We start from the raw sequence: 21,775 nt of genomic DNA, 5'->3' as shown, positions 1-21,775 counted from the left end.
GCGCGGCGGCGAGGTTGTCATGTTCGTTGCGTTCACCGCGCGTTACCCTGTGGGCCGTTTGAGTGGCTGATCGTCAAGGAGAAACGATGTCGGCATCACCCGGCCATTTTCGCGTCATGGTGCTCGGCGGCTATGGCAATTTCGGCAGCCTGATCGTCCGCCGCCTGGCCGGCATCGACGGCATGCGCGTGCTGGTCGCCGGGCGCGACCGCAAGCGCGCCGGCCTGCTGGCCGCGGAGGTGGGCGGCGAGGCGGTGTGCCTGGACATGAACCAGCCGACCCTCGCCGGGCGCCTGCGCGAATTGGGGGTGGACCTGCTGATTTCCACCGCCGGCCCGTTCCAGGCCCAGGACTACCGGGCGGCGCGCGCCGCGGTAGCGGCGGGGGCGCACTACGTCGACCTGGCCGACGCCCGCGAATTCGTCTGCGCCATCGGCGAGCTGGACCGGGCGGCGCGCAGCGCCGGGGTGCTGGTATGCGCCGGCGCCAGCTCGGTGCCGGCGCTCAGCGCCGCGGTGGTCGACGAACTGCTGCCGCGCTTCGCCCGCCTGGACGCCATCCACCACGGCATCAGCTCGTCGGCGAAGATTCCCGGCCAGGCTACCCTGGCGGCCGTGCTCGGCTACTGCGGCAAGCCGCTGCGCCAGTTGCGCGACGGCCGCTGGCAGGCGGTGTACGGCTGGCAGGACCTGGTCGCCCACCGCTTCCCGGCGCCCCTGGGGCGGCGCTGGCTGGCCAACTGCGACGTGCCCGACCTGGAACTCTTCCCGCAGCGCTACCCGACGGTGCGCGAAGTGCGCTTCGGCGCCGGCCTGGGCCTGCGCAGCACGCATTTCGGCACCTGGGCGCTGTCCTGGCTGGTGCGCCTGGGCGTGCTGCGCGACGCCAGCCGCCTGAGCCCCTGGCTGCAACGCCTGGCCCAGGGCCTGGAGCCGCTGGGCGACGGGCGCAGCGGCATGTTCGTGCGCCTGGAAGGCGAGGGCGCCGACGGCCGGCCCCTGCGCCTGTGCTGGGAGCTGCAGGCGGCCGACGACCACGGGCCGAACATCCCCTGCATGGCGGCAGTGGCCCTGGCCCGCAAGCTGGCGGCCGGGCGCCTGGACAAGCGCGGCGCCACGCCCTGCGTCGGCCTGCTGGGCCTGGACGACTACCTCGCCGAGCTGGAAGGCCTGAGCGTGCGCCATGGCCTGCGCGAGCTGGGGTCGGAGAGCGCCCGCGGCTGATACCCCGGAAGCGGTATGCGCGCCGGCGCCGCAGGCCCGTCCGCCGCCGGCTACTGATCCACGACAAGAAACGCGCCGGGCGCCCGCCCTAGACTCCGTGACCGCCCATCCCGCGAGAGGAGTCACCCATGAACGTGGATATCGCCATCGTCGGCGCCGGCCCCGCCGGGCTCTGCCTGGCCCGCGCCCTGTCCGGCCATGGCCTGTCGATCCTGCTGATCGAGCGCCAGGCCCGCGCCGCCCTGGCCGAGCCGGCGGAAGACGGCCGTGAGATCGCCCTGACGCACGCCTCGCGCAACCAACTGCAACGGCTCGGCATCTGGCCGCGGCTGGCCGCCCAGGACATCGCGCCGCTGCGCGATGCCCAGGTGCTCAACGGCCCCTCTCTATTCGCCCTGCGCATCGATGCCGGCCTGGCCGGCGCCGGCCAGCTCGGCCACCTGGTGCCGAACCGGGCGATCCGCCGCGCCGCCTTCGAGGAGGTGCAGGACTGCGCCGACGTGACCCTGCTCGACGGCCGCGCACTGCAATCGGCCAGGGTCGCCGGCGACCGCGCCCGGCTCACCCTCGACAACGGCGAGCAGCTGACCGCCGACCTGCTGGTGGCCGCCGACAGCCGCTTCTCGGAAACCCGCCGCATGCTCGGCATAGGCGCGCGCATGGAAGACTTCGGCAAGACCATGCTGGTCTGCCGCATGGCCCACGCCAAGCCCCACCAGCAGGTGGCCTGGGAATGGTTCGGCTACGGCCAGACCCTGGCCCTGCTGCCGCTCAACGGCGACGTCTCGTCGGTGGTGCTGACCCTGCCGCAGCACGAGATGGCCCAGGTAATGGCGCTGGACGAAGCAGCCTTCGCCCGCGACATCGAGCGCCGCTTCGAACACCGCCTGGGCAGCATGGCCCTGCTCGGGCAGCGCCATTGCTACCCGCTGGTGGGCGTCTACGCCGACCGCTTCGCCGGCCCGCGCTGTGCGCTGCTGGGCGATGCCGCGGTGGGCATGCACCCGGTCACCGCCCACGGCTTCAACTTCGGCCTGCAGAGCGCCCGGCGCCTGGCCGCCGAAGTGCTGGCGGCCAAACGCAAGGGCGGCGACCCGGGCGCCGCCGGTCCGCTGCGCCGCTACGCCCTGGCGCACCGCCTGGCGACCTGGCCGCTGTACCAGGCCACCAGCCTGATCGCCGGGCTGTACAACGACCCGCGCCCGCCGGCGCGCCTGCTGCGCAACGCCGGCCTGCGCCTGGCCCAGGGCCTGCCGCCGTTGCGCCAGGCCATCGCCCGGCACCTGACGCAGAACGCCTGACACACCGGCCTGGCCCGGGGGAGGGCGCGGGCCGCGATTCGAGAAAGAACGGGAGGAAAGACCATGGCCCTGACATCCGCCGACATCTGCGCCGCCGCCGATCGCCTGAAGGGCTTCGTCGGCTTCAACCGCAAGACCGGCAAGTACCTGGTGCGTTTCAGCGAGGACTCCTTCGGCCTCGACGTGGACGAGGACAGCATCGTCCCGGCCTGCGAGTTCGTCTGGGCGCAGAAGACCGGCGAGCTGATGACCCTCAGCCGCGAATGCCTGCAGATCCTCCAGGCGCAGAACATCGCCGAGCGCCTGGAATTCGGCGAGGCGCTGCAGACCTACCTGCGGCGCACCGACCTGCCGGAAATCTGCGCCCAGCGCCAGCTGAAGTAGCCGGCGCCGCCTGGAAGCGTCGGCCAATGCATTGGGGCGCCAGGTGTGGCCGGTGAGTCCGCTCCTACGCCCGAGCTTCCCTGCCGGCTGCGCCGAGGCGCTCTTCGTAGGATGGGTCGAGCCTTGGCGAAACCCATGCGGTCGTGGCGATGGGTATCGCTTCGCTCAACGCCATCCTACGCGGCGTCGTGTTTGCCGGTGGGGTAGGAGCGGAATCCGTCCGCGATTCGGCGGATAACGCCGTTGCCCAAGGGCGCCAGGATGGCCGGCAGGCTCAGAGGAACATCCCGCCGGAGGCCTCCACCCGCTGGCCATTGATCCAGCGGCTGTTATCGGCCAGCAGCGCCACCACGGCGCCGCCGATGTCGTCCGGCAGACCGGCGCGGCCCAGCGCGGTGTTGCCGGCGATCTGCCGGTTGACCTCGGCATTGTCGCGCACCAGGCCACCGCTGAAGTCGGTCTCGATGGCGCCAGGGGCGAGGATATTCACCGCGATGCCGCGCCCGCCCAGTTCCTTGGCCTGGTAGCGGGTCAGCACCTCCATGGCACCCTTCATGGCCGCGTAGGCGGCATGGCCGGGCAGGGTGAAGCGGGTGAGGCCGGTGGAGACGTTGAGGATGCGCCCGCCATCGGCGAGCAGCGGCAGCAGCTTCTGGGTGAGGAAGAAGGGGCCCTTGAGGTGGATGTTCAGCAAGTGGTCGAACTGCGCCTCGGTGGTCTCGGCGAAGGCCGCGTGGATGCCGATGCCGGCGTTGTTCACCAGGTAGTCGAACTGCGGGCGGCCGAAGTGCTCCTTCAGCACGCTTTCCACGCGCTGGGCGAAGTCGGAGAAGCTGGCGCTGTCGGCGACGTCCAGGGGCAGCATCCGCACCCGGGCGCCGTGCTGCTCGATCTCGTCGGCGACGATGCGGGCCTCGTCGGCCTGGCTGCGGTAGGTACCGATGATGTCGACGCCGGCTTCGGCCAGGTGCAGCGCGGCGTTGCGGCCCAGGCCGCGGCTGGCGCCGGTGATGAGGGCGATCTTGCGGGACATGGCGTGGCTCCTGTGGGGTTGGCTTCGGGAACAAGGTTATTGTCCTGCTGGTTGCTGATAAACCTGGAGGAATCGGAAATACTGATCGCCATAACCGAACAATCCGCAGGCCCCGCCGCCCATGATCAAGCCCGAACTGTTGCGCACCTTCGTGCGCGTCACCGAACTCTCCAGCTTCACCCAGGCCGGCGAGCAGCTGGGGCTGCCGCGCTCCAGCGTTTCCGAGCAGGTCCAGGCGCTGGAGGAACTGCTCGGCACCCGCCTGTTGCAGCGCACCACGCGCAAGGTCCGGGCGACCCAGGACGGCCTGGTGTTCTACGAGCGTAGCAAGGAGCTGCTGGCGCAGATGGACGAGCTGCAGGGGCTGTTCCGCCGCGACGGCGAGGTGCTCGCCGGGCGCCTGCGGGTGGACATGCCGACCATAGTGGCGCGCAAGGTGGTGATGCCGCGCCTGGGCGAATTCACCGCCCGCCATCCGCAGCTGGAACTGGAAGTGAGCAGCACCGACCGCCGCGTCGACCTGGTGCGCGAAGGCTTCGATTGCGTGCTGCGCGTGGGCGGCGCCGCGGACGCCTCGCTGGTGGCGCGCCCGCTGGGCGGCTTCGAGCAGGTGAATTGCGCCAGCCCCGCCTACCTGCAGGCCTTCGGCACCCCACGCAGCCTGGACGACCTGGCCGGGCACCGCCTGGTGCACTACGTGCCGGTGCTGGGCACGCGCCCGGCGGGCTTCGAATACCGCCGCGAGGGCAGGACGCATTTCCTGCCGATGGCCGGCAGCGTGACGGTGAACAACGCCGAGGCCTACGAGGGCGCCTGCCTCGGCGGGCTGGGCATCATCCAGGCGCCGCGCCACGGCCTGCGCGACTACCTGGCCGACGGCCGCCTGCTGGAGGTGCTGCCGGACCTGCGCCCGGCGCCGCTGGAGGTGACGCTGCTCTACGCGCACCGCCGCCAGCCGCCGCGGGTGCGGCTGTTCATGCAGTGGCTGCAGGGCCTGGTGGAGGAGGCGGCCGGCCTCTGAGCCGGCCGCGGACAACCTCAGCTCGGCCAGGCCGAGTCGAGGATGATCCGGCAGAAGTCGGCGCGTTCGAACTGCGCGTCCTTCAGGGCCAGGACGTCGGCCTTGACGTTGCCGAAGGTGGTCTGCGGCTTGTCCTTGATGCCCTGGTAGAAGGCTTCGATGATGTCGTTCTTGAAGTCGCCGCCGCGCGGGTGGGCGGCCACCACGGCGTCGCGCACGGCTTCGGGGAACTCGGCGTAGTCGATGCCCAGCACGTCCATCTCCACCCCGGCGGTGACCAGGGCGATCTCCGCGCGCATGTGCTGCGGGATGCCCGGGGTGGTGTGCAGGGCGATGGCGGTCCAGACGGTCTCCACGTCGCGCTCGGCGATGCCGTGGCTGCGCAGGAACTCGGCGGCGCAGTCGGCGCCGTCCACCTCGAAGCGCTCGCACTTGCTGCAGTAGCGCGGCAGCAGGCCCATGTCGTGGAACATGGCGCCGGCGTAGAGCAGCTCGGCGTCGTACTGCAGGCCCCGGCGCGCGCCGGCCAGCGCGCCCCAGTAGTACACCCGCGAGGAGTGGTGGAACAGCAGCGGGGTGGCGGTGTCGCGCACCAGTTCGGTGATCTCGCGGGCGAGCTGGCTGTCGGGGACTTTCACCCCTTGGATGTCGAGGGTCATGGCGGCCTCCTGGTGAGTGGTTGCGGCGCTGTGCTGCCGTGCCCTCATTGGAAGCCCGCGCCGCGTTGGCAGCAATCGATTCAGAGAGCCAAATCCTGCCAAGTGAAGCCGATGCGCTGCCAACTGCTGGTAAGACTCCGCTGAAAATGACGTCATAAAACTGACGAAACTTGTTCCAGATCAAGCTAAAAGTCAGTTCTACGTCACATTCCTGCCGCAATCCATTAAGATGCCGCGCGTGCTGTCGCCGTATTGGTACTCGCCGAGCCGTCATCGTGTCCTTCGTTTTTCCCTCCCTTCGTCCCGCACTGCTGCAGCGTGCCCTGGTACTCACCCTGTGGGTGCTGGCGGCGCCCCTGTGCCTGGCGGCTTCCGGCGCCGCGGACGGCGATGGTGCAGCCCTGCGCGGCATGCTGCTGGGCATCCTCAGCTACGTGCGCTGGCCGCGGGAGCCGCAGACCCTGGAGCTGTGCGTGCTGGGCGAAAGCGAAAACGCCGAGGACCTGCTGCGCCGGGGCAGCCTGCTGCAGGCCAACGGCCGCCGCGTCGAGGTGCGTCGCGCCCAGGTGGACGACCCCGCCCTGGGCGAGCGCTGCAACGTCCTCTATCTCGGCCTGCTGGATGAGGCGCAGCGCCGGCGCGCGTTCGCCGGGGTCGCCGGGCACCCGGTGCTGTCGCTCAGCGAGCACGACCCCGACTGCAGCGTCGGCAGCGTGTTCTGCCTGGACTTCAGCGCCACGCCGCCGTCCTTCGCGGTGAACCTGGATTCGGTGGCGCACAGCGGCGTGCGGGTGCACCCCAACGTGCTCAACCTCGGCCGGCGGAGGGGCCAGCCATGAACCTGCCGCGCCTGACCGAGCGCCGCAGCACCCGGCGCAAGTCGCTGGGCCGCCTGCTGTACCGCGCGCACCTGGGGGTGGCCCTGGCCTCGGTGTGCATGGCCGGGCTGGCGGTGGCGGTGGTCGGCCTGCTCACCCTGCGCGCCTATGCCGAGCACAACCTGCACCTGATCGGCCGTTCGATGGCCTACACCGTCGAGGCCGCGGTGGTGTTCAACGACAGCGCCGCCGCCGAGGAAGCCCTGCGCCTGGTGGCCAGCACCGAGGAAGTGCGCCGCTGCGCCGTGTACGACGCCCAGGGCCGCCTGCTGGCGACCTGGGAGCGCGGCCACGGAGTGAGCGCGCTGCGGCATTTCGTCGGGCGCTGGTGGCTCAACCACGAGGAAGTGCAGCCCATCGTCCACGACGGCCGGCAGATCGGCGAAATCCGCCTGACCGGCACCGGCGGGCGCCTGCTGACCTTCCTGATCACCGGCCTGGGCGGCATGCTCGGCTGCCTGCTGCTGACCGCCCTGGGCGCCTTCTACCTGTCGCGGCGCATGGTCAGCCGCATCGTCACGCCGCTCGACCGCCTGGCCCGGGTGGCCCACGCGGTGCGCCGCGACCGCCAGTTCTCGCGGCGCGTGCCCTCGGCGCGCATCGCCGAGCTGGACGAGCTGGGCGGCGACTTCAACGCGCTGCTCGACGAGTTGGAAGCCTGGCAGCAGCACCTGGAGCGCGAGAACGCCTCCCTGGCGCACCAGGCCAACCACGACAGCCTCACCCACCTGCCCAACCGCGCCTTCTTCGAGGGCCGCCTGAGTCGCACCCTGCGCGAACTGGCCCAGCGCGGCGAGCAGGCGGCGGTGCTGTACATCGACTCCGACCGCTTCAAGGCGATCAACGACGAACTCGGCCACGCGGCCGGCGACCGGGTGCTGGTGGCCATCGCCGAGCGCATCCGCGGCCAGCTGCGCGACAGCGACCTGGTGGCGCGCCTGGGTGGCGACGAATTCGCCGTGCTGCTGGCGCCGCTGCCGGACAGCCGCGCGGCGCTGCGCGTCGCCGACGACATCCTGGCCAGCATGGCGGCGCCCATCGCCCTGCCGGACGGCAGCAGCATCAGCACCTCGCTGAGCGTCGGCGTGGCGCTCTACCCGCGCCACGGACGTACCCTGGCCGAGCTGCTGCACCGCGCCGACGGCGCCATGTACCAGGCCAAGCGCCGCGGCCGGGGCATGCGCAGCCTGGCCGGCGAGGGCACGGATTCCAACACCGAGGACTACAAGGAGATAGCCCGTGATAGCCAAGCCCCTGAAACCTAGCCGTCTGTTCATCGGCCTGCTGCTTACGCTGCTGCTGGCCGGCTGCCAGACGCCGCCGGCGCCGCAGAAGGGGCTGAGCGCCGAACAGGTCGCAGCCCTCCAGCAGCAGGGCTTCCAGCTGGGCGACGAGGGCTGGGAACTGGGGTTGTCGAGCAAGGTGCTGTTCGGCAACAACGTCGACAGCATCGACCCGTCCAGCCGCGGCGAGGTCGAGCGCATCGGCCACGCGTTGCTGGCGGTGGGCATCGACAAGCTGCGCCTGGAAGGCCATACCGATTCCTACGGCGATGCGGGTTACAATCAGCAGCTCTCGGTGCGCCGGGCACAGTCTGTGGCCCAGGTGCTGGCCGGCATCGGCATGCCCCGGGGCAACCTCGAAGTCATCGGCCGCGGCATGCAGCGCCCGGTGGCGGACAACAGTAGCGCCGCCGGGCGCATGGAGAACCGCCGGGTCTCCATCATCGTCCCGGCCGAGTAAGGAGTCGCCGTGGAGCGGTCTTCGCCATTGGCTGCCTACCGCCTCGCTGTGAGCGAGCGGGGGTTCGTCGAGGATGCCGCGCAATGGCACGCGGCACAGCGCCTGGAGGAATGCCAGGCGGCCCTGCACCGTGGCGAGCGGCCGTTGGGCGTGTACCTGTGGGGCCCGGTGGGGCGCGGCAAGACCTGGCTGCTGGACCGCTTCCACGCCAGCCTGCGGGTGCCCGCGCGGCGCCAGCATTTCCATCATTTCATGCAGTGGGTGCATCGGCGCCTGTTCCAGCTGTCCGGCACCGCCTCGCCCTTGCAGGCGCTGGCCGCCGAACTGGCCGGCGAGGTGCGGGTGCTGTGCTTCGACGAACTCTTCGTCAGCGATATCGGCGACGCCATGCTGCTGGGCGGCCTGCTGCAGGCCATGTTCGAGCAGGGCGTGGTGGTGGTCGCCACCTCCAACCAGCCGCCCCGGGGGCTGTACGCTGACGGCTTCAACCGCGAGCGCTTCCTCCCGGCCATCGCTGCCCTGGAGCGCCACATGCAGGTGCTGGCCACCGACGGCGGCCAGGACCACCGCCTGCACCCGGGCGCGCCGGTGCAGCGCTACTGGCTGTGCCGCGCCGGGGTGCCCAGCGCCCTGGGCTATGTGTTCGCTGCGCTGGCCGGCAGCGGCAGCGAGGCGCCGCTGGCGCTGGGCCACCGCGAACTGGCCGTGGTGCGCCACGGCCGCGGGGTGCTCTGGTGCCGCTATGCCGACCTCTGCGAGCGGCCCTGGTCGGCCCAGGATTTCATCGGCCTGTGCGACCGCTTCCACGCCATCCTGCTCGGCGATATCCCCGAGCTGGGCGGCGAGCGCCGCGAGGCGCGCATCGCCCGCGGCACCGAGGACGGCGCCCGGCGCGTGGCCGCCGGCGACCGCCAGTTGCCGGCGCTGTCGGCCCGGGACGACGGCGTGCGCCGCTTCATCGCCCTGGTCGACGAATGCTACGACCGTGGCGTGCCGCTGTACCTGGAGGCCGAGGTGGCGCTGGAGGCGCTGTACACCCAGGGCGGCCTGGAGTTCCCGTTCCGCCGCACCCTGAGCCGCCTGCGCGAGATGCAGACCAGCCGCTTCGGCCGCTGAGCGGCGCGCGGGCAGGTTCGTCGGAGCTGTTCCAGACTTGTCGATTCCGCGTCCCGCCGGACGACCAGGAACAGGGCGCGGCCACGGTGGCCGCGCGCCCAGACGAGGAGGCAGCCCATGTCCCGCATCCAGCGCATCACCCCCTGCCTGTGGTTCGACGACCAGGCGGAGCAGGCCGCGGCCTTCTACACGGCCATCTTCCCCAACTCGCGCATCGGCGCCGTCAGCCATTACGGCGAGGCCGGCCAGGAAATCCACGGCCGCTCGCCGGGCTCGGTGATGACAGTGGCCTTCGAGCTGGACGGCATCGCCTTCACCGCGCTCAACGGCGGGCCGCTGTTCAAGTTCAGCGAGGCGCTGTCGCTGCAGGTGAACTGCGACAGCCAGGAGGAAATCGACCACTACTGGGAACGCCTATCCGCCGGCGGCCCGGTGGAAGCGCAGCAGTGTGGCTGGCTGAAGGACAGGTATGGCCTGTCGTGGCAGATAGTGCCGGCCATGCTCACGGACTTGATAGCCGGCCCGGCGACGGCGGCGTCGCAACGCCTGATGCAGGCGCTGCTGGGGATGAAGAAGTTGGATATCGCGGCGTTGCGCAGGGCCTACGACGGGGCGTGAGCTACGTACCTGTGCGCCGAGGTGCTTTTCGTAGGATGGGTTGAGCTTGCGAAACCCATGCGGCTGCGGTGATGGGTATCGCTTCGCTCAACACCATCCTACGGGGTGGTTTGCCGGCAGGCGTAGGAGCGGACTCAACGCCTCCGCCGCAGACCCCCTCTCCCTCCGGGAGAGGGCTGGGGTGAGGGTGCTCTGGAGCCCGCCGCGCAATCCCAACCCTGAATCGCAGACGAAAAAAAAGCCGTTACCGAGTCGCGGGGGAAGCGGGGGTGGTAACGGCCTTGATGCTTCAAAACCAGGCGAGCAACACCTGATGGGGTAATAAGCTAGCAAATTGTTCGCAGGCTAATGATGAATGCGCTTGATAGTGCATATGGGCCGGGACGATGGTTCGCCGCGGGCCCGGGGCATCAGAGGATGCTCAGCGGGTACTCGATGAAGGCGCGCACCTCGTTGAGGTCCGGGCCGACGTCGTTGTCCGCGCGGTAGATGGAGTTGCGCAGCTTGAACGACAGGTCCTTGGCCGGGCCGCTCTGGATCACGTACTTGACCTGGTTGAACAGCTCGCGCTCGGTGCCGTCGGAATCGCCGCCGGTGTCGATGTTGTCGCCGCGCACGTAGGCGATCTTGTAGGTCAGCCCGGGCACGCCGTAGCCGCCGAAGTCCAGCTCGTAGCTGGCCTGCCAGGAGCGTTCGTCCTTGAGGTTGAAGTCGGCGTAGTAGGAGTTGGCCAGGTAGATGGTGCCGCCGCCGTCGCCGTAGTCGTAGGCGTAGCCGGCATCGCCGCTGCTGCGCTGGTGGGCGAGGATGAAGGCGTGCGGGCCGACGCTGTACTTGGCCGCCAGGCTCCAGATGGTGTTGCGGTCGTTGTCGCCGTCGCCGCCGAAGTCCAGCGCGGCCTGGGAGCCGTCGTCGTACTTGGTGCGGTAGATGTTGAAGTCGAAGTTCAGCGCCTGCTCGGCGGCCAGCGGCAGGCTGTAGTTGACGTTGGCGTAGGTCTTGGCGAAGACGTCGCGCACGTCGCTGTGGTAGAGCGCCACGCTGAGGTCGTCGGTGACCGCGTAGCTGCCGCCGTAGAGGTAGATCTCGTCCAGGTGGTTGGGGTCGCGCGCCGGGCTGCCCATGGGGCTGTCGGCGGTGAACTTGCCGACGTTCAGCTGCAGGCCCTTGATCTCCTCGCTGGTCAGCAGGGTGCCGGTGAAGGATTGCGGCAGCATGCGCGAGTCGTCGCGGGAGAGCACCGGCAGGTCGGGGAACTGGTTGCCGTACTTGAGCACGGTGTTGGAGAAGCGCAGCTTCACCGCGCCGCCGGCCTCGGACAGGCTGTCCACCGGCTTGCCGTCGTCGTGTTCGTTGAAGATGCCGGTGTAGTTGCGCCCGCGGCCGCTGTCGAGCTTGACGCCGAGCAGGCCGTAGGCGTCGACGCCGAAGCCCACGGTGCCCTGGGTGAAGCCGGACTCGAAGGTGCCGATGAAGCCCTGGCCCCAGACCTTGGCGTCGTTGGTGTGGTCCTTGTAGTCGCGGTTCCAGTAGACGTTGCGCAGCAGCAGGTCGAGCTTGGCGTCCTCGATGAATCCCTTCGCCTCGTCCTGGGCGCTGGCCTGGGCCAGTTGGGCGCCCGCGGCCATCACGGCGAAGGCCAGCGCGTGGGGTTTCATGATCCTCATGGATATAGCTCCTTTGGTTTCCAACTTTCAGGTTTTAGCAGTTTTTCGTGCTATCACCAGTGACCGGGTTGTCATTCGTCGGAAATTTCCTACGACTGGAAGCCGCGTGCTAGAGCCTGCCGCTGAGAATCGTGTGATAGCTATCTAATGGCGCTTGGCTGGCGGAAGGGGCGCAAGGCCCCTTCTTCGAGGGCGGTCAGTAGCTGAAGAAACCCTGGCCACTCTTGCGGCCCAGGCGGCCGGCCGCGACCATTTCCTTGAGCAGCGGGGCGGGGCGGTACTTGGAGTCGTCGAAGCCGTCGTAGAGCACCTGCATGATCGCCAGCAGGGTGTCGAGGCCGATCAGGTCGGCCAGGGCCAGCGGGCCGATCGGGTGGTTGCAGCCCAGCTGCATGCCGGCGTCGATGTCGGCGGCGCTGGCCAGGCCTTCCTGGAGCACGAAGATGGCCTCGTTGATCATCGGCACCAGGATGCGGTTGACCGCGAAGCCCGGGGCGTTCTTCACGCTCACCGCGGTCTTGCCGACCAGGCCGGCGAAGGCCAGGGCGCGGGCGTGGGTCTCGTCGGCGGTCTGCAGGCCGCGGATCACTTCCAGCAGGCCCATCACCGGCACCGGGTTGAAGAAGTGCAGGCCGATGAAGCGCTGCGGGTTGCGCACCACCACCGCCAGCTGGGTGATGGAGATGGACGAGGTGTTGCTGGCGATCACGCAGTCGGGGCCGACTAGCTCGTCCACCTGGCGCAGGATGCGCAGCTTGAGTTCGAGATTCTCGGTGGCGGCCTCGATCACCAGGTCGGCGTCCTTCAGCGCGGCGTAGTCGGTGCCGCCCTGGATGCGCGCGAGGATGCCCGGCTTGTCGGCGGCGGCCAGCCTGTCCTTCTTGATCAGCCGTTCGAGGTTGCCGTCGATGGTCTTCAGGCCGCGTTCGACGGCGGCGTCGGACACGTCGATCATCGCCACCTGGAGCCCGGCGGCGGCGCACACCTGGGCGATGCCGTTGCCCATGGTGCCGGCGCCGATCACGCCGATCTTGCGGATGCCGGGAGTGGTGTCTGCTGTACTCATGCCTGTCGTTCCTCTGCGATGAATGAAGCGCCCCGCGGCGCCGGCGGCGACGATAGCGCAGGCGCCGGCCCAGGGCGAGCCTCCGGCGGGACGGGGGGCTGGCAGCTGTGACTTTGCCGAGGGCATATGCGCCATTTCATGGCGGGTTAGTCTATGTGGGTGGGGTTGGGGACGAGTCTTTGGCACAGTATTGTCGTGGGCGTCCGGCGTGGCCGGTGAGTCCAATCGCGGACGAAGTTCGCTCCTACGCCTGTGCTTCCCTGGTGCTGTAGGAGCAACTGTCTCGCCGACTGCGCCGAGCTGCTTTTCGTAGGATCGGGTTGAGCTTGCGAAACCCATGCGGCCGCGGTGATGGGTATCGCTTCGCTCAACACCATCCTACGAAAAGCCATGCTCGCTCATGCCGTAGGAGCGGACTCCGTCCGCGATTCGGACTTCCAGAGAAATCTCCGCGCGCACCGGAACGCCCCTTCGGCATGAACAACCCAGGCAACCCCATGAAATCCGAACGCATCCCCCTGAACTACCCCTGCGGCCCCGCTCCGGACCCCGGCGCCAGCCGCGAGATCGCTCCGGGCGTTCACTGGCTGCGCATGCCCCTGCCGCTGAGCCTCGACCACATCAACCTGTGGGCCGTGGAAGACGGCGACGGCTGGGCGCTGTTCGACACCGGCATGCACACCCAGGCCACCCTCGACGCCTGGCGCGCGCTGCTGGCCCCCGGCGGCGCGCTGGGCGGACGGCGGCCGACGCGGCTGTTCGTCACCCACATGCATCCGGACCATGTCGGCCTAGCCGGCTGGCTCACCCGCGAGTACGGCTGCGAACTCTGGATGACCTTCGGCGAGTACATGAACTGCCGCGTGCTGGCCGCCGACAGCGGCCGCGAGGCGCCGCCGGAAGGCGTGCGCTTCTACCGCCGCGCCGGCTGGGACGAGGCGGCCATCGCCCACTACCGGGCGCGCTTCGGCGGCTTCGGCAAGTTCATCTGGCCGCTGCCGGAAAGCTACCGGCGCCTGCGCGACGGCGAGCGCATCCGCATCGGCGCGCACGACTGGCGGGTGGTGGTGGGTTCCGGGCATTCCCCCGAGCACGCCAGCTTCCATTGCCCCGGCCTGCGCCTGCTGGTCGCCGGCGACCAGGTGCTGCCGCGCATCTCGCCGAACGTCTCGGTGTTCCCCACGGAGCCGGCGGCCGACCCGCTGGGCCAGTGGTTGGAGTCCCTGGCCAAGGTGCGCCGCGAGGTGCCCGACGACGTGCTGGTGCTGCCGGCCCACAACGAACCCTTCCAGCCCCTGCACGCGCGCCTGGAACACCTGGAGCGCGGCCACCAGCGCGGCCTGGAACGCCTGCAGGCACTGCTGGGCGAAGGCCCGAAGCGCGCCATCGACCTGTTCGGCGCGCTCTTCGCCCGGCGCATCGACCAGGACCTGCTGGCGCTTGCCACCGGCGAGTGCCTGGCCAACCTCAACTACCTGGTGCAGCGCGGACGGGTGACGGCCAGCGAGGACGCGCAGGGCGTGGCCTGGTACCGCCTGGCCTGAGACGGGCTCAGATCCACACGTCGTTGGGCGCGGTGCGCTCGCCGCCCTGGTCGCCGGTGTTGAGCACGCCGCGCGGCTCGATCAGCAGCACCTGCACCTCCTGCGCGGCGAAGGGCTTGTGCTCCACGCCGCGGGGCACCACGTACATCTCCCCGGCGCGCAGTTGCACGGCGCCGTCGTGGAAGTCGATGCGCAGCTCGCCGTCTAGCACGATGAAGGTCTCGTCGGTGTCGGCGTGGCTGTGCCAGACGAACTCGCCTTCCAGCTTCACCAGCTTGAACTGGTAGTCGTTCATCTCGGCCACCACCCGCGGCTGCCACTGCTCGTGGATGGCCGCCAGCTTGGCGGCGAGGTTGACCGGCTGGTAGGGGCGTGGGGATGTTTGCGGCATGTTTCAGCTCCTGGATCATCGAGCGGCCAGGGTAGGGCGTCCAGGGCGCGGGCGTCTTGCATATTCCTGCGCATGGGTGCGGTGGCGGGGCGGATTTTCCGCCTAAGGAAATCCCCAATGCCTACGGGAGCCTACCCCCATGCCGAGGCCGTTTCCCCGTATGGTCCGCCCCGGGGCCCATCCCCTAAGGTGCCCCTGGCCCCGCCCTTCGAAGGCGAGGGCGCCTTGCAGCGACACGCCTGCCCATAACGACAAGAGACCTCGCCATGAACCCTTCCTCCTCGTGCCGCGCCCCGCGCACGGCTCCAGCCGCCATCGACGCCTGCGCGGCGCGCCCGGCGCGCAAGCGCTACGCCTACGAGTGGTACGTCGTCAGCCTGTGCATGGTGGCGTACATCTTCTCCTTCGTGGACCGGCAGATCCTGGCGCTGATGATCGAGCCCATCAAGGCCGACCTGCAGCTCAGCGACACCCAGTTCAGCCTGCTGCACGGGCTGGCCTTCTCGCTGTTCTACGCGGTGATGGGCTGGCCCATCGCCTACCTGGCCGACCGTTTCTCGCGGCCGCGGATCATCGCCGTCGGCGTGGTCTTCTGGAGCCTGGCCACCGCCGCCTGCGGGCTGTCGAAGAACTTCCTGCAGATGTTCCTGGCGCGCATCGGCGTCGGCGTGGGCGAGGCGGCGCTGTCGCCGGCGGCCTACTCGATGTTCAGCGACCTGTTCCCGCGGGAGAAGCTCGGCCGCGCGGTGGGCATCTACTCCATCGGCTCCTTCCTCGGCGGCGGCCTGGCCTTCCTGGTCGGCGGCTACGTCATCGACCTGCTCAAGGACACCCAGGCGCTGGTGCTGCCGGTGCTGGGCGAGGTCAAGGCCTGGCAACTGACCTTCTTCATCGTCGGCCTGCCCGGGGTGCTGGTGGGCCTGCTGATCTGGCTGACCGTGCGCGACCCGCAGCGCCAGGGCCTGAGCCGCGACGCCAGCGGCCAGGCCAAGGCCGTGGCGCCGGGCGACGGCGTGCGCTTCCTCGGCCGCCACCGGCTGACCTTCACCTGCCTGTACCTGGGCTTCTCCTGCTACGCCATGGCCCTGTACGCCATGCTCAGCTGGACCCCGGCGCTGTACATGCGCAAGCACGGCCTGGACCCGGTGAGCACCGGCTACACCCTGGGCGTGGTGCTGCTGCTGGCCAACACCGCCGGCGTGTACTGCGGCGGCTGGCTGACCGACCTGCTGGCCCGCCGCGGCCACGGCGACGCGGCCATGCGCACGGGCGTGATCGGCGCCATCGGCATGCTCGTGCCGGTGGCCCTGTTCGCCGTGGTCGAACCGCTGTGGCTGTCCCTGGCGCTGCTGGTGCCGGCGATGTTCTTCGCCTCCTTCCCCCTGCCGACCTCCACCACGGCCATGCAGAACCTGGCGCCGAACCAGGTGCGCGCGCAGGTCTCGGCGATCTTCCTGCTGGTCAGCAACCTGCTGGCGGTGGGCCTGGGCACCACCCTGGTGGCGCTGATCACCGACCGGGTGTTCGGCGACCCGGCGGCGGTGGGGGCGTCGATCGCCATCGTTTCCGCGGTGGCTGCGTTGCTGACCATAGGGCTGTTGTGGAAGGGCTGCGGCAGCTACCGCGCGAGCCTGGTGCGGGAGCAGGCGGAGCGTGCCTGAGCGGACTCCGTCCGCGCTTCGTGCAGGAAGCGCTCCCACAGGGAATGGCGTGGGTGGGGCAGCGTAGGAGCGGATCTTATCCGCGAACCGCGCCGGTGGTTCCGGCTATCGCGGACAAGGTCCGCTCCTACGGGGACATGCCGTGCCTCCCGGAAACCTGTAGGAGCGGGCCCTGCCCGCGAAATCGCGCGCAGGGCGCGCTCCTACAGGGGAATGAATGGCGTGGGTGGGATTCATCCGCGCTACGCCGGCACCACTTCGCGGCCCGGCAGGAAGCGTCCGAAGCCGCGTTCCTTGCCCAGCTCCTCGGCGAAGCCGCTTTCCCGCCGGTACGCCACGCGCCCGTTGATCACGGTGGCGTCCACCGCCGCATCGTTGCGTTTCACCAGGCGCACCAGCCCGAGGTTTTCCATGGGCGCTTCGCTCACTTCGTCCAGCTCGTCGGTCAGCCCCTCGGGGTTGACGATCACCAGGTCGGCGCGGTCGCCCACGCGCAGGTAGCCGGCGTCCAGCCCGGCGAAGTCGGCCAGTTCGCCGGTCAGGCGCTGCACCGCGCGGCCCGTGTCCATGAACGGCTGGCCGGCCAGCTCGGCGTCACGCACGTACTTGAGGAAACGCAGCGGGAAGTTGTACTGCGCGTGGGACGCCAGGTGCGCGCCGGAGTCGGCGAAGCCCGGCTGCGTCCAGGGGCTGGCCAGCAGCCTGGCCATCACCTGCGGGCGGTGGTTGCCGTAGCAGGTGGTCCACTTCAGTGCGTTGCGGTACTGGCTGGCCAGGTCGAAGAAGGCGTCCACCGCATCCTTGCCCTGCTGCTGGCCGATGTCCTCGAAGTTGCGGCCGATCAGGCTGGCGTCCGGGCATTCGCGCACCCAGCAGTCGGACAGGCGGCGGTGCCATAGGCCCAGGCTGAGGGTGGCCTTGATGTCCTTGCGGAAGCGCTCGCGGAAGGCCGGGTCCTGGATGCGCGCGTACAACTCCTCCGGGTCCTTGATGTCGCGGAGGATTTCGCCGGCGCCGAACTCCTCGAAGCCGTTCATGTTCAGCCCCTCGATGCGCACGTTGAACGGCGCCGGCAGCGTCTGCCAGCGGAAGCGCCCGCGCAGCACGCGGTTGGCCAGCCAGCCGGAGGTGCGGGTGATGCGGTGCATGAAGGGCTGCGACTTGAGGTCCAGGGCGGTGAGCATGCTGCACTTGAGCGGCCGGCGGAACCAGCCGTGGGCCTGCCAGAGGAAGGCGAACACGTTGATCTTGGTCACCGCGTTGGGCGCGCCCTGCATCAGCGCGCCGCGCCGGCGCAGCACGGCGAACAGGCGGGAGAACTCCTTCCAACTGGCGAAGGTGGAGGGCAGCGGGCTGGACCAGGCGCGCTCGCCGTCCATCTTGTCCAGCCGCGTGGTCATCACCGAGAGGCCGAAGCAGCCGGCGTCCAGCGCCTCGTTGAGCAGCTGTTCCATGCGCTGCAGCTCGGCCTCGGTGGGCTTGGCGCCGCTGGTGGCGCGCTGCAGGCCCATCACCGCCACGCGCAGCTCGGAGTGGCCGAGGAACGAGCACAGGTTCGGCCCCAGCGGCAGCTGCTCGTAGAAGGCGCGGTAGCCGGCGGCGTCGCGCCAGGTGCGTTTCTCCCGCAGGATCGGCAGCACCACCTCGCGCGGCACCGCCTCGACGCGGGTGAACAGGTCGGAGCAGTCCTCCGCCTCGCCCAGCACCATGCTGATGGAGCAGGAGCCCAGGGCCACCGTGGTCACGCCGTGGCGCACCGATTCCTTCAGCGCCGGCGCGGCTATCACCTCGGCGTCGTAGTGCGAGTGGATTTCCAGGAAGCCCGGGGTCACCCACTTGCCGGCGGCGTCCAGCACCTGCGGGCAGCCGGCCTCGTCCAGCGGCGAGGCGCTGAGGGTGTCGAGGCGCCCGGAGCGGATGCCCAGGTGGCGCAGCGCGCCGGGGGCGCCGCTGCCGTCGAAGTAGAGGCCGTTCTTGACGATGATGTCGTAGCTCACAGGAGGCTCCAGGGAGACAGCAGCAGGACCCCGCTGACCAGCAGCAGGAGGTGGATGGCCAGGCGGAAGTGGCGTTCCGGGCAGCGCCGGTGCAGGTATTCGCCCAGCCACAGGCCCAGCGGCAGCAGCGGCGCGTAGGCCAGCACCTGGGGCAGGGCCGGGCGCAGCCGGCCGTCGACCAGGAAGGCCAGGGTGAGCAGGCCGTTGAGGCTGAACCAGACGCACACCAGGGTGGCGCGCAGGCGCGACTTGTCCAGCTGCTGGCCGGCCAGGGCGTAGACCAGCAGTGGCCCGCCGGAAGCGAACAGGCCCTGGCAGACGCCGGCGGCGCCGGTGGCCAGGCGCATCGCCCAGGCCGGCACCTGGCCCCTGGGCGTGCCCTTGGCGCTGCGGTGCAATTCGCGGGCGGCGAACCACAGGATGAGCAGGCCGAGACCGCGCTTGAGCAGTTGCGGGTCCAGCCAGGGCAGCAGCAGGTAGCCGGCCACCATGCCCAGCAGCATGCCCGGCAGCAGGGTGGCCAGCAGCAGCCGCCACTGCACCAGGCGCCGGTGACGCCAGGCCAGGTAGCTGGTCAGGCCGACGTTCAGCGGCACCAGCACCGGCAGCAGTTGCTCGATGGGCAGCAGCAGGGCGCCGAGGGACAGCGCCAGCACCACGCTGCCGAAGCCGGTGACCGCTTCCAGGGTGTAGGCCAGCAGGATGAAGCTGCCCAGGGCAGGGGCCACGTAGCTCATGGCGTTCTCCCCCCGGCGGCGGCGAGCTTGGGCAGCGGCGCGCGGCGCGACCAGAACAGCGCCAGGCCCAGCCCGGTGAGCAGTTGCCAGCAGCCCCAGAAGGCGGCGATCAGCAGCATGCCGCCGGCCTCGGGGAAGAAGGTGAGGATCAGCGCCATGCCCAGCGCCGAGTTGTGGATGCCGCTTTCCAGCGTCACCGCGCGCACGTCGGCCTCGCCCAGCCGGCAGGCCCGCGCGCACAGGTAGCCCAGGCCCAGGGCGGCGCCGTTGAGCAGCGCCACCAGCCAGAAGAACAGGTGGAAGTAGGCGACGAACTGCGCGTAGTTCTTGATGAAGGCCATCACCACGAAGGCCGCCAGCACCAGCAGCGAGAATACCCGCATGGGCTTCTCCAGGCGCCGCGCCAGCTGCGGGCGACGGCGGCCCAGGGCCATGCCGGCGAGCATCGGCGTCACCAGCACCAGCAGCACCGTGGCCAGCAGCTCCAGCGGGTCGATGCGGATCTGCGTGAGCAGCGCGCGGGTCTCCGGCGCCAGGCTGGCGTAGAGGGCGAAGTTGAACGGCGTGAAGAACCCGGCGGACAGCCCGGACACCGCGGTGACGCTGGCCGACACCGCGACGTTGCCGCGCGCCAGCCAGGTCATGACGTTGGAGAAGCTGCCGCTGGGGCAGGTGGCCACCAGCAGCATGCCCAGGGCCAGCTGCGGGTCGATCGGCAGCAGGTTGGCCAGCAGGCAGGCGCTGGCCGGCAGCAGCAGGAACTGGATGAGCATGCCGATCAGCGGCGCCTTGGGCGCGCGGACGATGCGGGCGAAGTCCTCGCGGCGCAGTTCCAGGGAGACGCCGAACATCATCAGCGCGATGATCGCGTTCAGGGCCAGCATCGAGGCGCCGGCGAATTCCAGGTGGACGGTGGGCATCAGCGCGCCTCCCTAAGGGGCGCGGGGCACGGTTTGCAAGGCATGCACGGCTCGTTTGTGTTTCTCGTTGTAATGGGCAAGGATACCCGCCCCGTGCCGCGCTTTGCTGGCTCAATCAGGACTTTTTCCGGTTATTTCGGGACCATGCCCAACAGCCCCTCGATCACCGTGCATTACGCCCAGGGCATCCTCCAGGCCGCTACGCGCCTGGGCCTGCAACTGCCCGCCGACCTGCGCGAACTGGGCCGCGAGGCGCGCATCCCGCTGGCGCGCCAGGACGAGCTGTGGGAGGGCCTGTGCGCCGCCAGCGCCGACCCGCTGCTGGGCCTGCGCCTGGGCAGCGCCCTGCAGGTCGGCCACCTGGACATGGTCGGCGCCCTGCTGATGAGCTGCGAGAGCTTCGGCGAAGCCCTGGAAGCGCTGCTGGAGTACTACCCGATCATCGCCGAGGGCAGCGAGTTCGCCCTGCGCCGCGAGGCCGGTGGCGTGGCCCTGGTCTATCGCCCCAGCTACCGCGTGCGCCGCGAGGCGCGGGTGGAGGCGGTGCTGGCCAGCCTGGTGCGGCTGAGCGCCTGGATCACCGGCGAGCGCGTGCGCCCGCGGGCCGTGCGCATCGGCCACGCCGCCCGCGGCGAAGCGGGCAGTTACCGCGAACTGCTGGGCCTGCTGCCCGACTTCAGCGCCGGCGAGGATGGCCTGCTGTTCGCCGAGGACGACCTACAGGTGCCGCTGATCCAGGCCAACGCGCCCATGCGCGAGCACCTGCGCCAGCTCGCCGACGCCCAGTTGCAGCGCCTGGGCGCGCAGAGCCTGGCGGCGCAGGTGCAGGCCCTGCTGCGCGAGCACCCGCAGTGGGGCAAGGAGCGCATCGCCGAACGCCTGGGCCTCAGCGGCAGGCACCTGAACCGGCGCCTGGCCGAGGAGGGCAGCAGCTTCAAGCTGTTGCGCGAGCGGGTGCTGCACGCCATGGCCGAGCAACTGCTGCATGGCCCCGCGCGGCTGGCGGAAGTGGCCGAGCGCCTGGGCTTCTCCGACGAGAGCGCCTTCGCCAAGGCCTTCCGCCGCTGGAGCGGCATGACCCCCGGGCAGTTCCGCCAGGGCGCGGACTGACTCAGGCGTGGGCCGCCAGGGCGCGCAGGCGCTCGCCGGCCACCACGATCTTGCGCTGGCGGTGGCGGCCCTGGCCGGGGTTGAAGGTCTGCAGTTCGATGCGCTTGCGGAAGCAGTCCACCTCGTCTTCCTGCAGGGGGCGGCCCTCGGCGGTCAGCAGGTCGCGGCGGATGCGTTCGATGAAGTTGTTCAGGCGCGTCGGGTCGCGCCATTCGCTGGCCGGAATCGCCCAGGTGGTCAGCAGGCGCCGGCTCTGGTTGTCGCGCAGCCTCAGCAGCAGGCCGCCGTCCGGGCGCTGCTGGAGGTCGACGCGGTAGTCGCTGAACTGTTCGCCGAGGAGTTGCGGGGCTTGGCTACGGTCGTTGTGCATGACGCTCTCCCTTGGTATCCGTGAAGCCGATGGGAGAGCCGTTGCAGCATGCGTTCCAGCTTCGCTTGAAAATTTTCTCTTTTTGAATCAGTCAGTTATTCGATAGCGATAGAGACGCGCCCGTGCATTTCGCACGATTGCACGAAGCCTGCACGGCAGAATGCAAGCTCAGTGCTGCTCGTCGATCACGCCTTCCTGGTGGGCGGCGGAGAGGTGCGGTTCCTGGCCGCTGTCGACCGGGTCCAGCTCCACCAGTTCTTCCAGTTCGTCGGCTTCCCTGGTCACCACCGGATCGGGGTGCGGGGTATCCACGGGGCTTTTCATAGGGGCACTCCT

At 69.9% G+C, this 21,775-nt stretch carries 22 protein-coding genes; 12 read left to right on the top strand and 10 right to left on the bottom strand.

All coding sequences use genetic code 11. From position 1 onward, the window contains the following. Nucleotides 1-86: 86 nt before the first annotated feature. The 3 genes from IG194_RS30585 (at nt 87) to IG194_RS30575 (ending at nt 2,908) form a co-directional block, all read left to right on the top strand. Complete coding sequence (locus IG194_RS30585; protein ID WP_058489839.1) at nt 87-1,223, top strand: saccharopine dehydrogenase family protein; 1,137 nt, start codon at nt 87-89, stop codon at nt 1,221-1,223. Between the two features lie 128 nt (nt 1,224-1,351). Next, nucleotides 1,352-2,524: a 5-demethoxyubiquinol-8 5-hydroxylase UbiM gene (gene ubiM / locus IG194_RS30580; protein ID WP_058489838.1), complete on the top strand. Its 1,173-nt coding sequence runs from the start codon at nt 1,352-1,354 to the stop codon at nt 2,522-2,524. A gap of 63 nt (nt 2,525-2,587) precedes the next feature. Then, complete coding sequence (locus tag IG194_RS30575; RefSeq protein WP_009621849.1) at nt 2,588-2,908, top strand: DUF2025 family protein; 321 nt, start codon at nt 2,588-2,590, stop codon at nt 2,906-2,908. A gap of 274 nt (nt 2,909-3,182) precedes the next feature. Here IG194_RS30575 and IG194_RS30570 read toward each other — a convergent pair whose 3' ends face one another. Next, entirely contained in the window at nt 3,183-3,941 is a 759-nt protein-coding gene (locus IG194_RS30570; RefSeq protein WP_058489837.1) for an SDR family NAD(P)-dependent oxidoreductase, read from the bottom strand. A 121-nt stretch (nt 3,942-4,062) separates the two neighbouring features. On the opposite strand from IG194_RS30570, the gene IG194_RS30565 reads away from it, so the two are divergent. Further along, nucleotides 4,063-4,962: a LysR family transcriptional regulator gene (locus IG194_RS30565; RefSeq protein ID WP_058489836.1), complete on the top strand. Its 900-nt coding sequence runs from the start codon at nt 4,063-4,065 to the stop codon at nt 4,960-4,962. Between the two features lie 17 nt (nt 4,963-4,979). Here the strand turns inward: IG194_RS30565 and IG194_RS30560 are convergent, their stop codons facing one another. Then, on the bottom strand, nt 4,980-5,621 hold the full coding sequence (locus IG194_RS30560; RefSeq protein ID WP_058489835.1) for an HD domain-containing protein: 642 nt from the start codon (nt 5,619-5,621) through the stop codon (nt 4,980-4,982). A 275-nt stretch (nt 5,622-5,896) separates the two neighbouring features. Between IG194_RS30560 and IG194_RS30555 the strand changes: the two genes are divergently transcribed. The 5 genes from IG194_RS30555 (at nt 5,897) to IG194_RS30535 (ending at nt 9,976) form a co-directional block, all read left to right on the top strand. Continuing rightward, nucleotides 5,897-6,460 (top strand): YfiR family protein, encoded by a 564-nt coding sequence (locus IG194_RS30555; RefSeq protein WP_058489834.1) that lies wholly within the window; start codon nt 5,897-5,899, stop codon nt 6,458-6,460. After that, complete coding sequence (locus IG194_RS30550; RefSeq protein WP_058489833.1) at nt 6,457-7,764, top strand: diguanylate cyclase domain-containing protein; 1,308 nt, start codon at nt 6,457-6,459, stop codon at nt 7,762-7,764. The genes IG194_RS30555 and IG194_RS30550 overlap by 4 nt, the downstream gene beginning before the upstream one ends. Beyond that, on the top strand, nt 7,739-8,242 hold the full coding sequence (locus IG194_RS30545; RefSeq protein ID WP_058489832.1) for an OmpA family protein: 504 nt from the start codon (nt 7,739-7,741) through the stop codon (nt 8,240-8,242). Before IG194_RS30550 ends, IG194_RS30545 begins: the two co-directional genes overlap by 26 nt. Nucleotides 8,243-8,251: 9 nt before the next feature. Continuing rightward, the gene (zapE, locus tag IG194_RS30540; RefSeq protein ID WP_058489831.1) at nt 8,252-9,358 is read left to right on the top strand and encodes a cell division protein ZapE; all 1,107 of its coding nucleotides are present in this window, start codon (nt 8,252-8,254) and stop codon (nt 9,356-9,358) included. Nucleotides 9,359-9,475: 117 nt separating this feature from the next. Then, on the top strand, nt 9,476-9,976 hold the full coding sequence (locus IG194_RS30535) for a VOC family protein (RefSeq protein ID WP_058489830.1): 501 nt from the start codon (nt 9,476-9,478) through the stop codon (nt 9,974-9,976). 410 nt (nt 9,977-10,386) lie between these two features. On the opposite strand, the gene IG194_RS30530 is transcribed toward IG194_RS30535, so the two are convergent. Next, the gene (locus IG194_RS30530) at nt 10,387-11,643 is read right to left on the bottom strand and encodes an OprD family porin (protein ID WP_141679768.1); all 1,257 of its coding nucleotides are present in this window, start codon (nt 11,641-11,643) and stop codon (nt 10,387-10,389) included. Nucleotides 11,644-11,839: 196 nt separating this feature from the next. After that, nucleotides 11,840-12,709 (bottom strand): 3-hydroxybutyryl-CoA dehydrogenase, encoded by an 870-nt coding sequence (locus tag IG194_RS30525; RefSeq protein WP_058489829.1) that lies wholly within the window; start codon nt 12,707-12,709, stop codon nt 11,840-11,842. 497 nt (nt 12,710-13,206) lie between these two features. Between IG194_RS30525 and IG194_RS30520 the strand changes: the two genes are divergently transcribed. Next, nucleotides 13,207-14,253, top strand: a complete 1,047-nt coding sequence (locus IG194_RS30520; RefSeq protein ID WP_082996311.1) for an MBL fold metallo-hydrolase — start codon at nt 13,207-13,209, stop codon at nt 14,251-14,253. Nucleotides 14,254-14,260: 7 nt separating this feature from the next. Here the strand turns inward: IG194_RS30520 and IG194_RS30515 are convergent, their stop codons facing one another. Continuing rightward, on the bottom strand, nt 14,261-14,644 hold the full coding sequence (locus tag IG194_RS30515; protein WP_058489827.1) for a cupin domain-containing protein: 384 nt from the start codon (nt 14,642-14,644) through the stop codon (nt 14,261-14,263). A gap of 266 nt (nt 14,645-14,910) precedes the next feature. On the opposite strand from IG194_RS30515, the gene IG194_RS30510 reads away from it, so the two are divergent. Then, nucleotides 14,911-16,305 (top strand): spinster family MFS transporter, encoded by a 1,395-nt coding sequence (locus IG194_RS30510; protein ID WP_058489826.1) that lies wholly within the window; start codon nt 14,911-14,913, stop codon nt 16,303-16,305. A gap of 242 nt (nt 16,306-16,547) precedes the next feature. On the opposite strand, the gene IG194_RS30505 is transcribed toward IG194_RS30510, so the two are convergent. From IG194_RS30505 to IG194_RS30495, 3 genes are read right to left on the bottom strand one after another with little or no spacing between them, the layout of a single operon-like run. Continuing rightward, the gene (locus tag IG194_RS30505) at nt 16,548-18,302 is read right to left on the bottom strand and encodes an N-acyl-D-amino-acid deacylase family protein (RefSeq protein WP_058489825.1); all 1,755 of its coding nucleotides are present in this window, start codon (nt 18,300-18,302) and stop codon (nt 16,548-16,550) included. Continuing rightward, on the bottom strand, nt 18,299-19,039 hold the full coding sequence (locus tag IG194_RS30500) for a sulfite exporter TauE/SafE family protein (protein ID WP_058489824.1): 741 nt from the start codon (nt 19,037-19,039) through the stop codon (nt 18,299-18,301). Before IG194_RS30500 ends, IG194_RS30505 begins: the two co-directional genes overlap by 4 nt. Continuing rightward, nucleotides 19,036-19,959 carry a bile acid:sodium symporter family protein gene (locus tag IG194_RS30495; RefSeq protein ID WP_058489823.1) on the bottom strand — a complete coding sequence of 308 codons (924 nt, stop codon included), beginning with the start codon at nt 19,957-19,959 and terminating at the stop codon, nt 19,036-19,038. The genes IG194_RS30500 and IG194_RS30495 overlap by 4 nt, the downstream gene beginning before the upstream one ends. 144 nt (nt 19,960-20,103) lie before the next feature. Here IG194_RS30495 and IG194_RS30490 point away from each other — a divergent pair, with 144 nt between their 5' ends. After that, nucleotides 20,104-21,069 carry an AraC family transcriptional regulator gene (locus tag IG194_RS30490; RefSeq protein WP_058489822.1) on the top strand — a complete coding sequence of 322 codons (966 nt, stop codon included), beginning with the start codon at nt 20,104-20,106 and terminating at the stop codon, nt 21,067-21,069. Nucleotide 21,070: 1 nt separating this feature from the next. On the opposite strand, the gene IG194_RS30485 is transcribed toward IG194_RS30490, so the two are convergent. Both IG194_RS30485 and IG194_RS30480 read right to left on the bottom strand, forming a co-directional pair. After that, nucleotides 21,071-21,439: a DUF3509 domain-containing protein gene (locus IG194_RS30485; protein WP_058489821.1), complete on the bottom strand. Its 369-nt coding sequence runs from the start codon at nt 21,437-21,439 to the stop codon at nt 21,071-21,073. A 168-nt stretch (nt 21,440-21,607) separates the two neighbouring features. Continuing rightward, nucleotides 21,608-21,763 (bottom strand): hypothetical protein, encoded by a 156-nt coding sequence (locus IG194_RS30480; protein ID WP_009621884.1) that lies wholly within the window; start codon nt 21,761-21,763, stop codon nt 21,608-21,610. Nucleotides 21,764-21,775: the final 12 nt, after the last annotated feature.

It is taken from the genome of Pseudomonas sp. ADPe (genome assembly GCF_014843515.1).
GTDB classification, from domain to species: Bacteria; Pseudomonadota; Gammaproteobacteria; order Pseudomonadales; family Pseudomonadaceae; genus Pseudomonas; species Pseudomonas citronellolis.
The sequence above is the reverse complement of the archived record's forward strand: the minus strand, read 5'-3'. Positions and strand labels throughout refer to the sequence as shown.

Coding starts and splice junctions, on each gene's coding strand:
- IG194_RS30565 (WP_058489836.1), top strand. CDS start 4,063: ATGATCAAGCCCGAACTGTTGCGCACCTTCGTGCGCGTCACCGAACTC.
- IG194_RS30515 (WP_058489827.1), bottom strand. CDS start 14,644: ATGCCGCAAACATCCCCACGCCCCTACCAGCCGGTCAACCTCGCCGCC.
- IG194_RS30525 (WP_058489829.1), bottom strand. CDS start 12,709: ATGAGTACAGCAGACACCACTCCCGGCATCCGCAAGATCGGCGTGATC.
- IG194_RS30535 (WP_058489830.1), top strand. CDS start 9,476: ATGTCCCGCATCCAGCGCATCACCCCCTGCCTGTGGTTCGACGACCAG.
- IG194_RS30575 (WP_009621849.1), top strand. CDS start 2,588: ATGGCCCTGACATCCGCCGACATCTGCGCCGCCGCCGATCGCCTGAAG.
- IG194_RS30485 (WP_058489821.1), bottom strand. CDS start 21,439: ATGCACAACGACCGTAGCCAAGCCCCGCAACTCCTCGGCGAACAGTTC.
- IG194_RS30585 (WP_058489839.1), top strand. CDS start 87: ATGTCGGCATCACCCGGCCATTTTCGCGTCATGGTGCTCGGCGGCTAT.
- IG194_RS30520 (WP_082996311.1), top strand. CDS start 13,207: ATGAAATCCGAACGCATCCCCCTGAACTACCCCTGCGGCCCCGCTCCG.
- IG194_RS30500 (WP_058489824.1), bottom strand. CDS start 19,039: ATGAGCTACGTGGCCCCTGCCCTGGGCAGCTTCATCCTGCTGGCCTAC.
- IG194_RS30490 (WP_058489822.1), top strand. CDS start 20,104: ATGCCCAACAGCCCCTCGATCACCGTGCATTACGCCCAGGGCATCCTC.
- IG194_RS30560 (WP_058489835.1), bottom strand. CDS start 5,621: ATGACCCTCGACATCCAAGGGGTGAAAGTCCCCGACAGCCAGCTCGCC.
- IG194_RS30495 (WP_058489823.1), bottom strand. CDS start 19,959: ATGCCCACCGTCCACCTGGAATTCGCCGGCGCCTCGATGCTGGCCCTG.
- IG194_RS30550 (WP_058489833.1), top strand. CDS start 6,457: ATGAACCTGCCGCGCCTGACCGAGCGCCGCAGCACCCGGCGCAAGTCG.
- IG194_RS30480 (WP_009621884.1), bottom strand. CDS start 21,763: ATGAAAAGCCCCGTGGATACCCCGCACCCCGATCCGGTGGTGACCAGG.
- IG194_RS30510 (WP_058489826.1), top strand. CDS start 14,911: ATGAACCCTTCCTCCTCGTGCCGCGCCCCGCGCACGGCTCCAGCCGCC.
- IG194_RS30530 (WP_141679768.1), bottom strand. CDS start 11,643: ATGAGGATCATGAAACCCCACGCGCTGGCCTTCGCCGTGATGGCCGCG.
- ubiM (WP_058489838.1), top strand. CDS start 1,352: ATGAACGTGGATATCGCCATCGTCGGCGCCGGCCCCGCCGGGCTCTGC.
- IG194_RS30570 (WP_058489837.1), bottom strand. CDS start 3,941: ATGTCCCGCAAGATCGCCCTCATCACCGGCGCCAGCCGCGGCCTGGGC.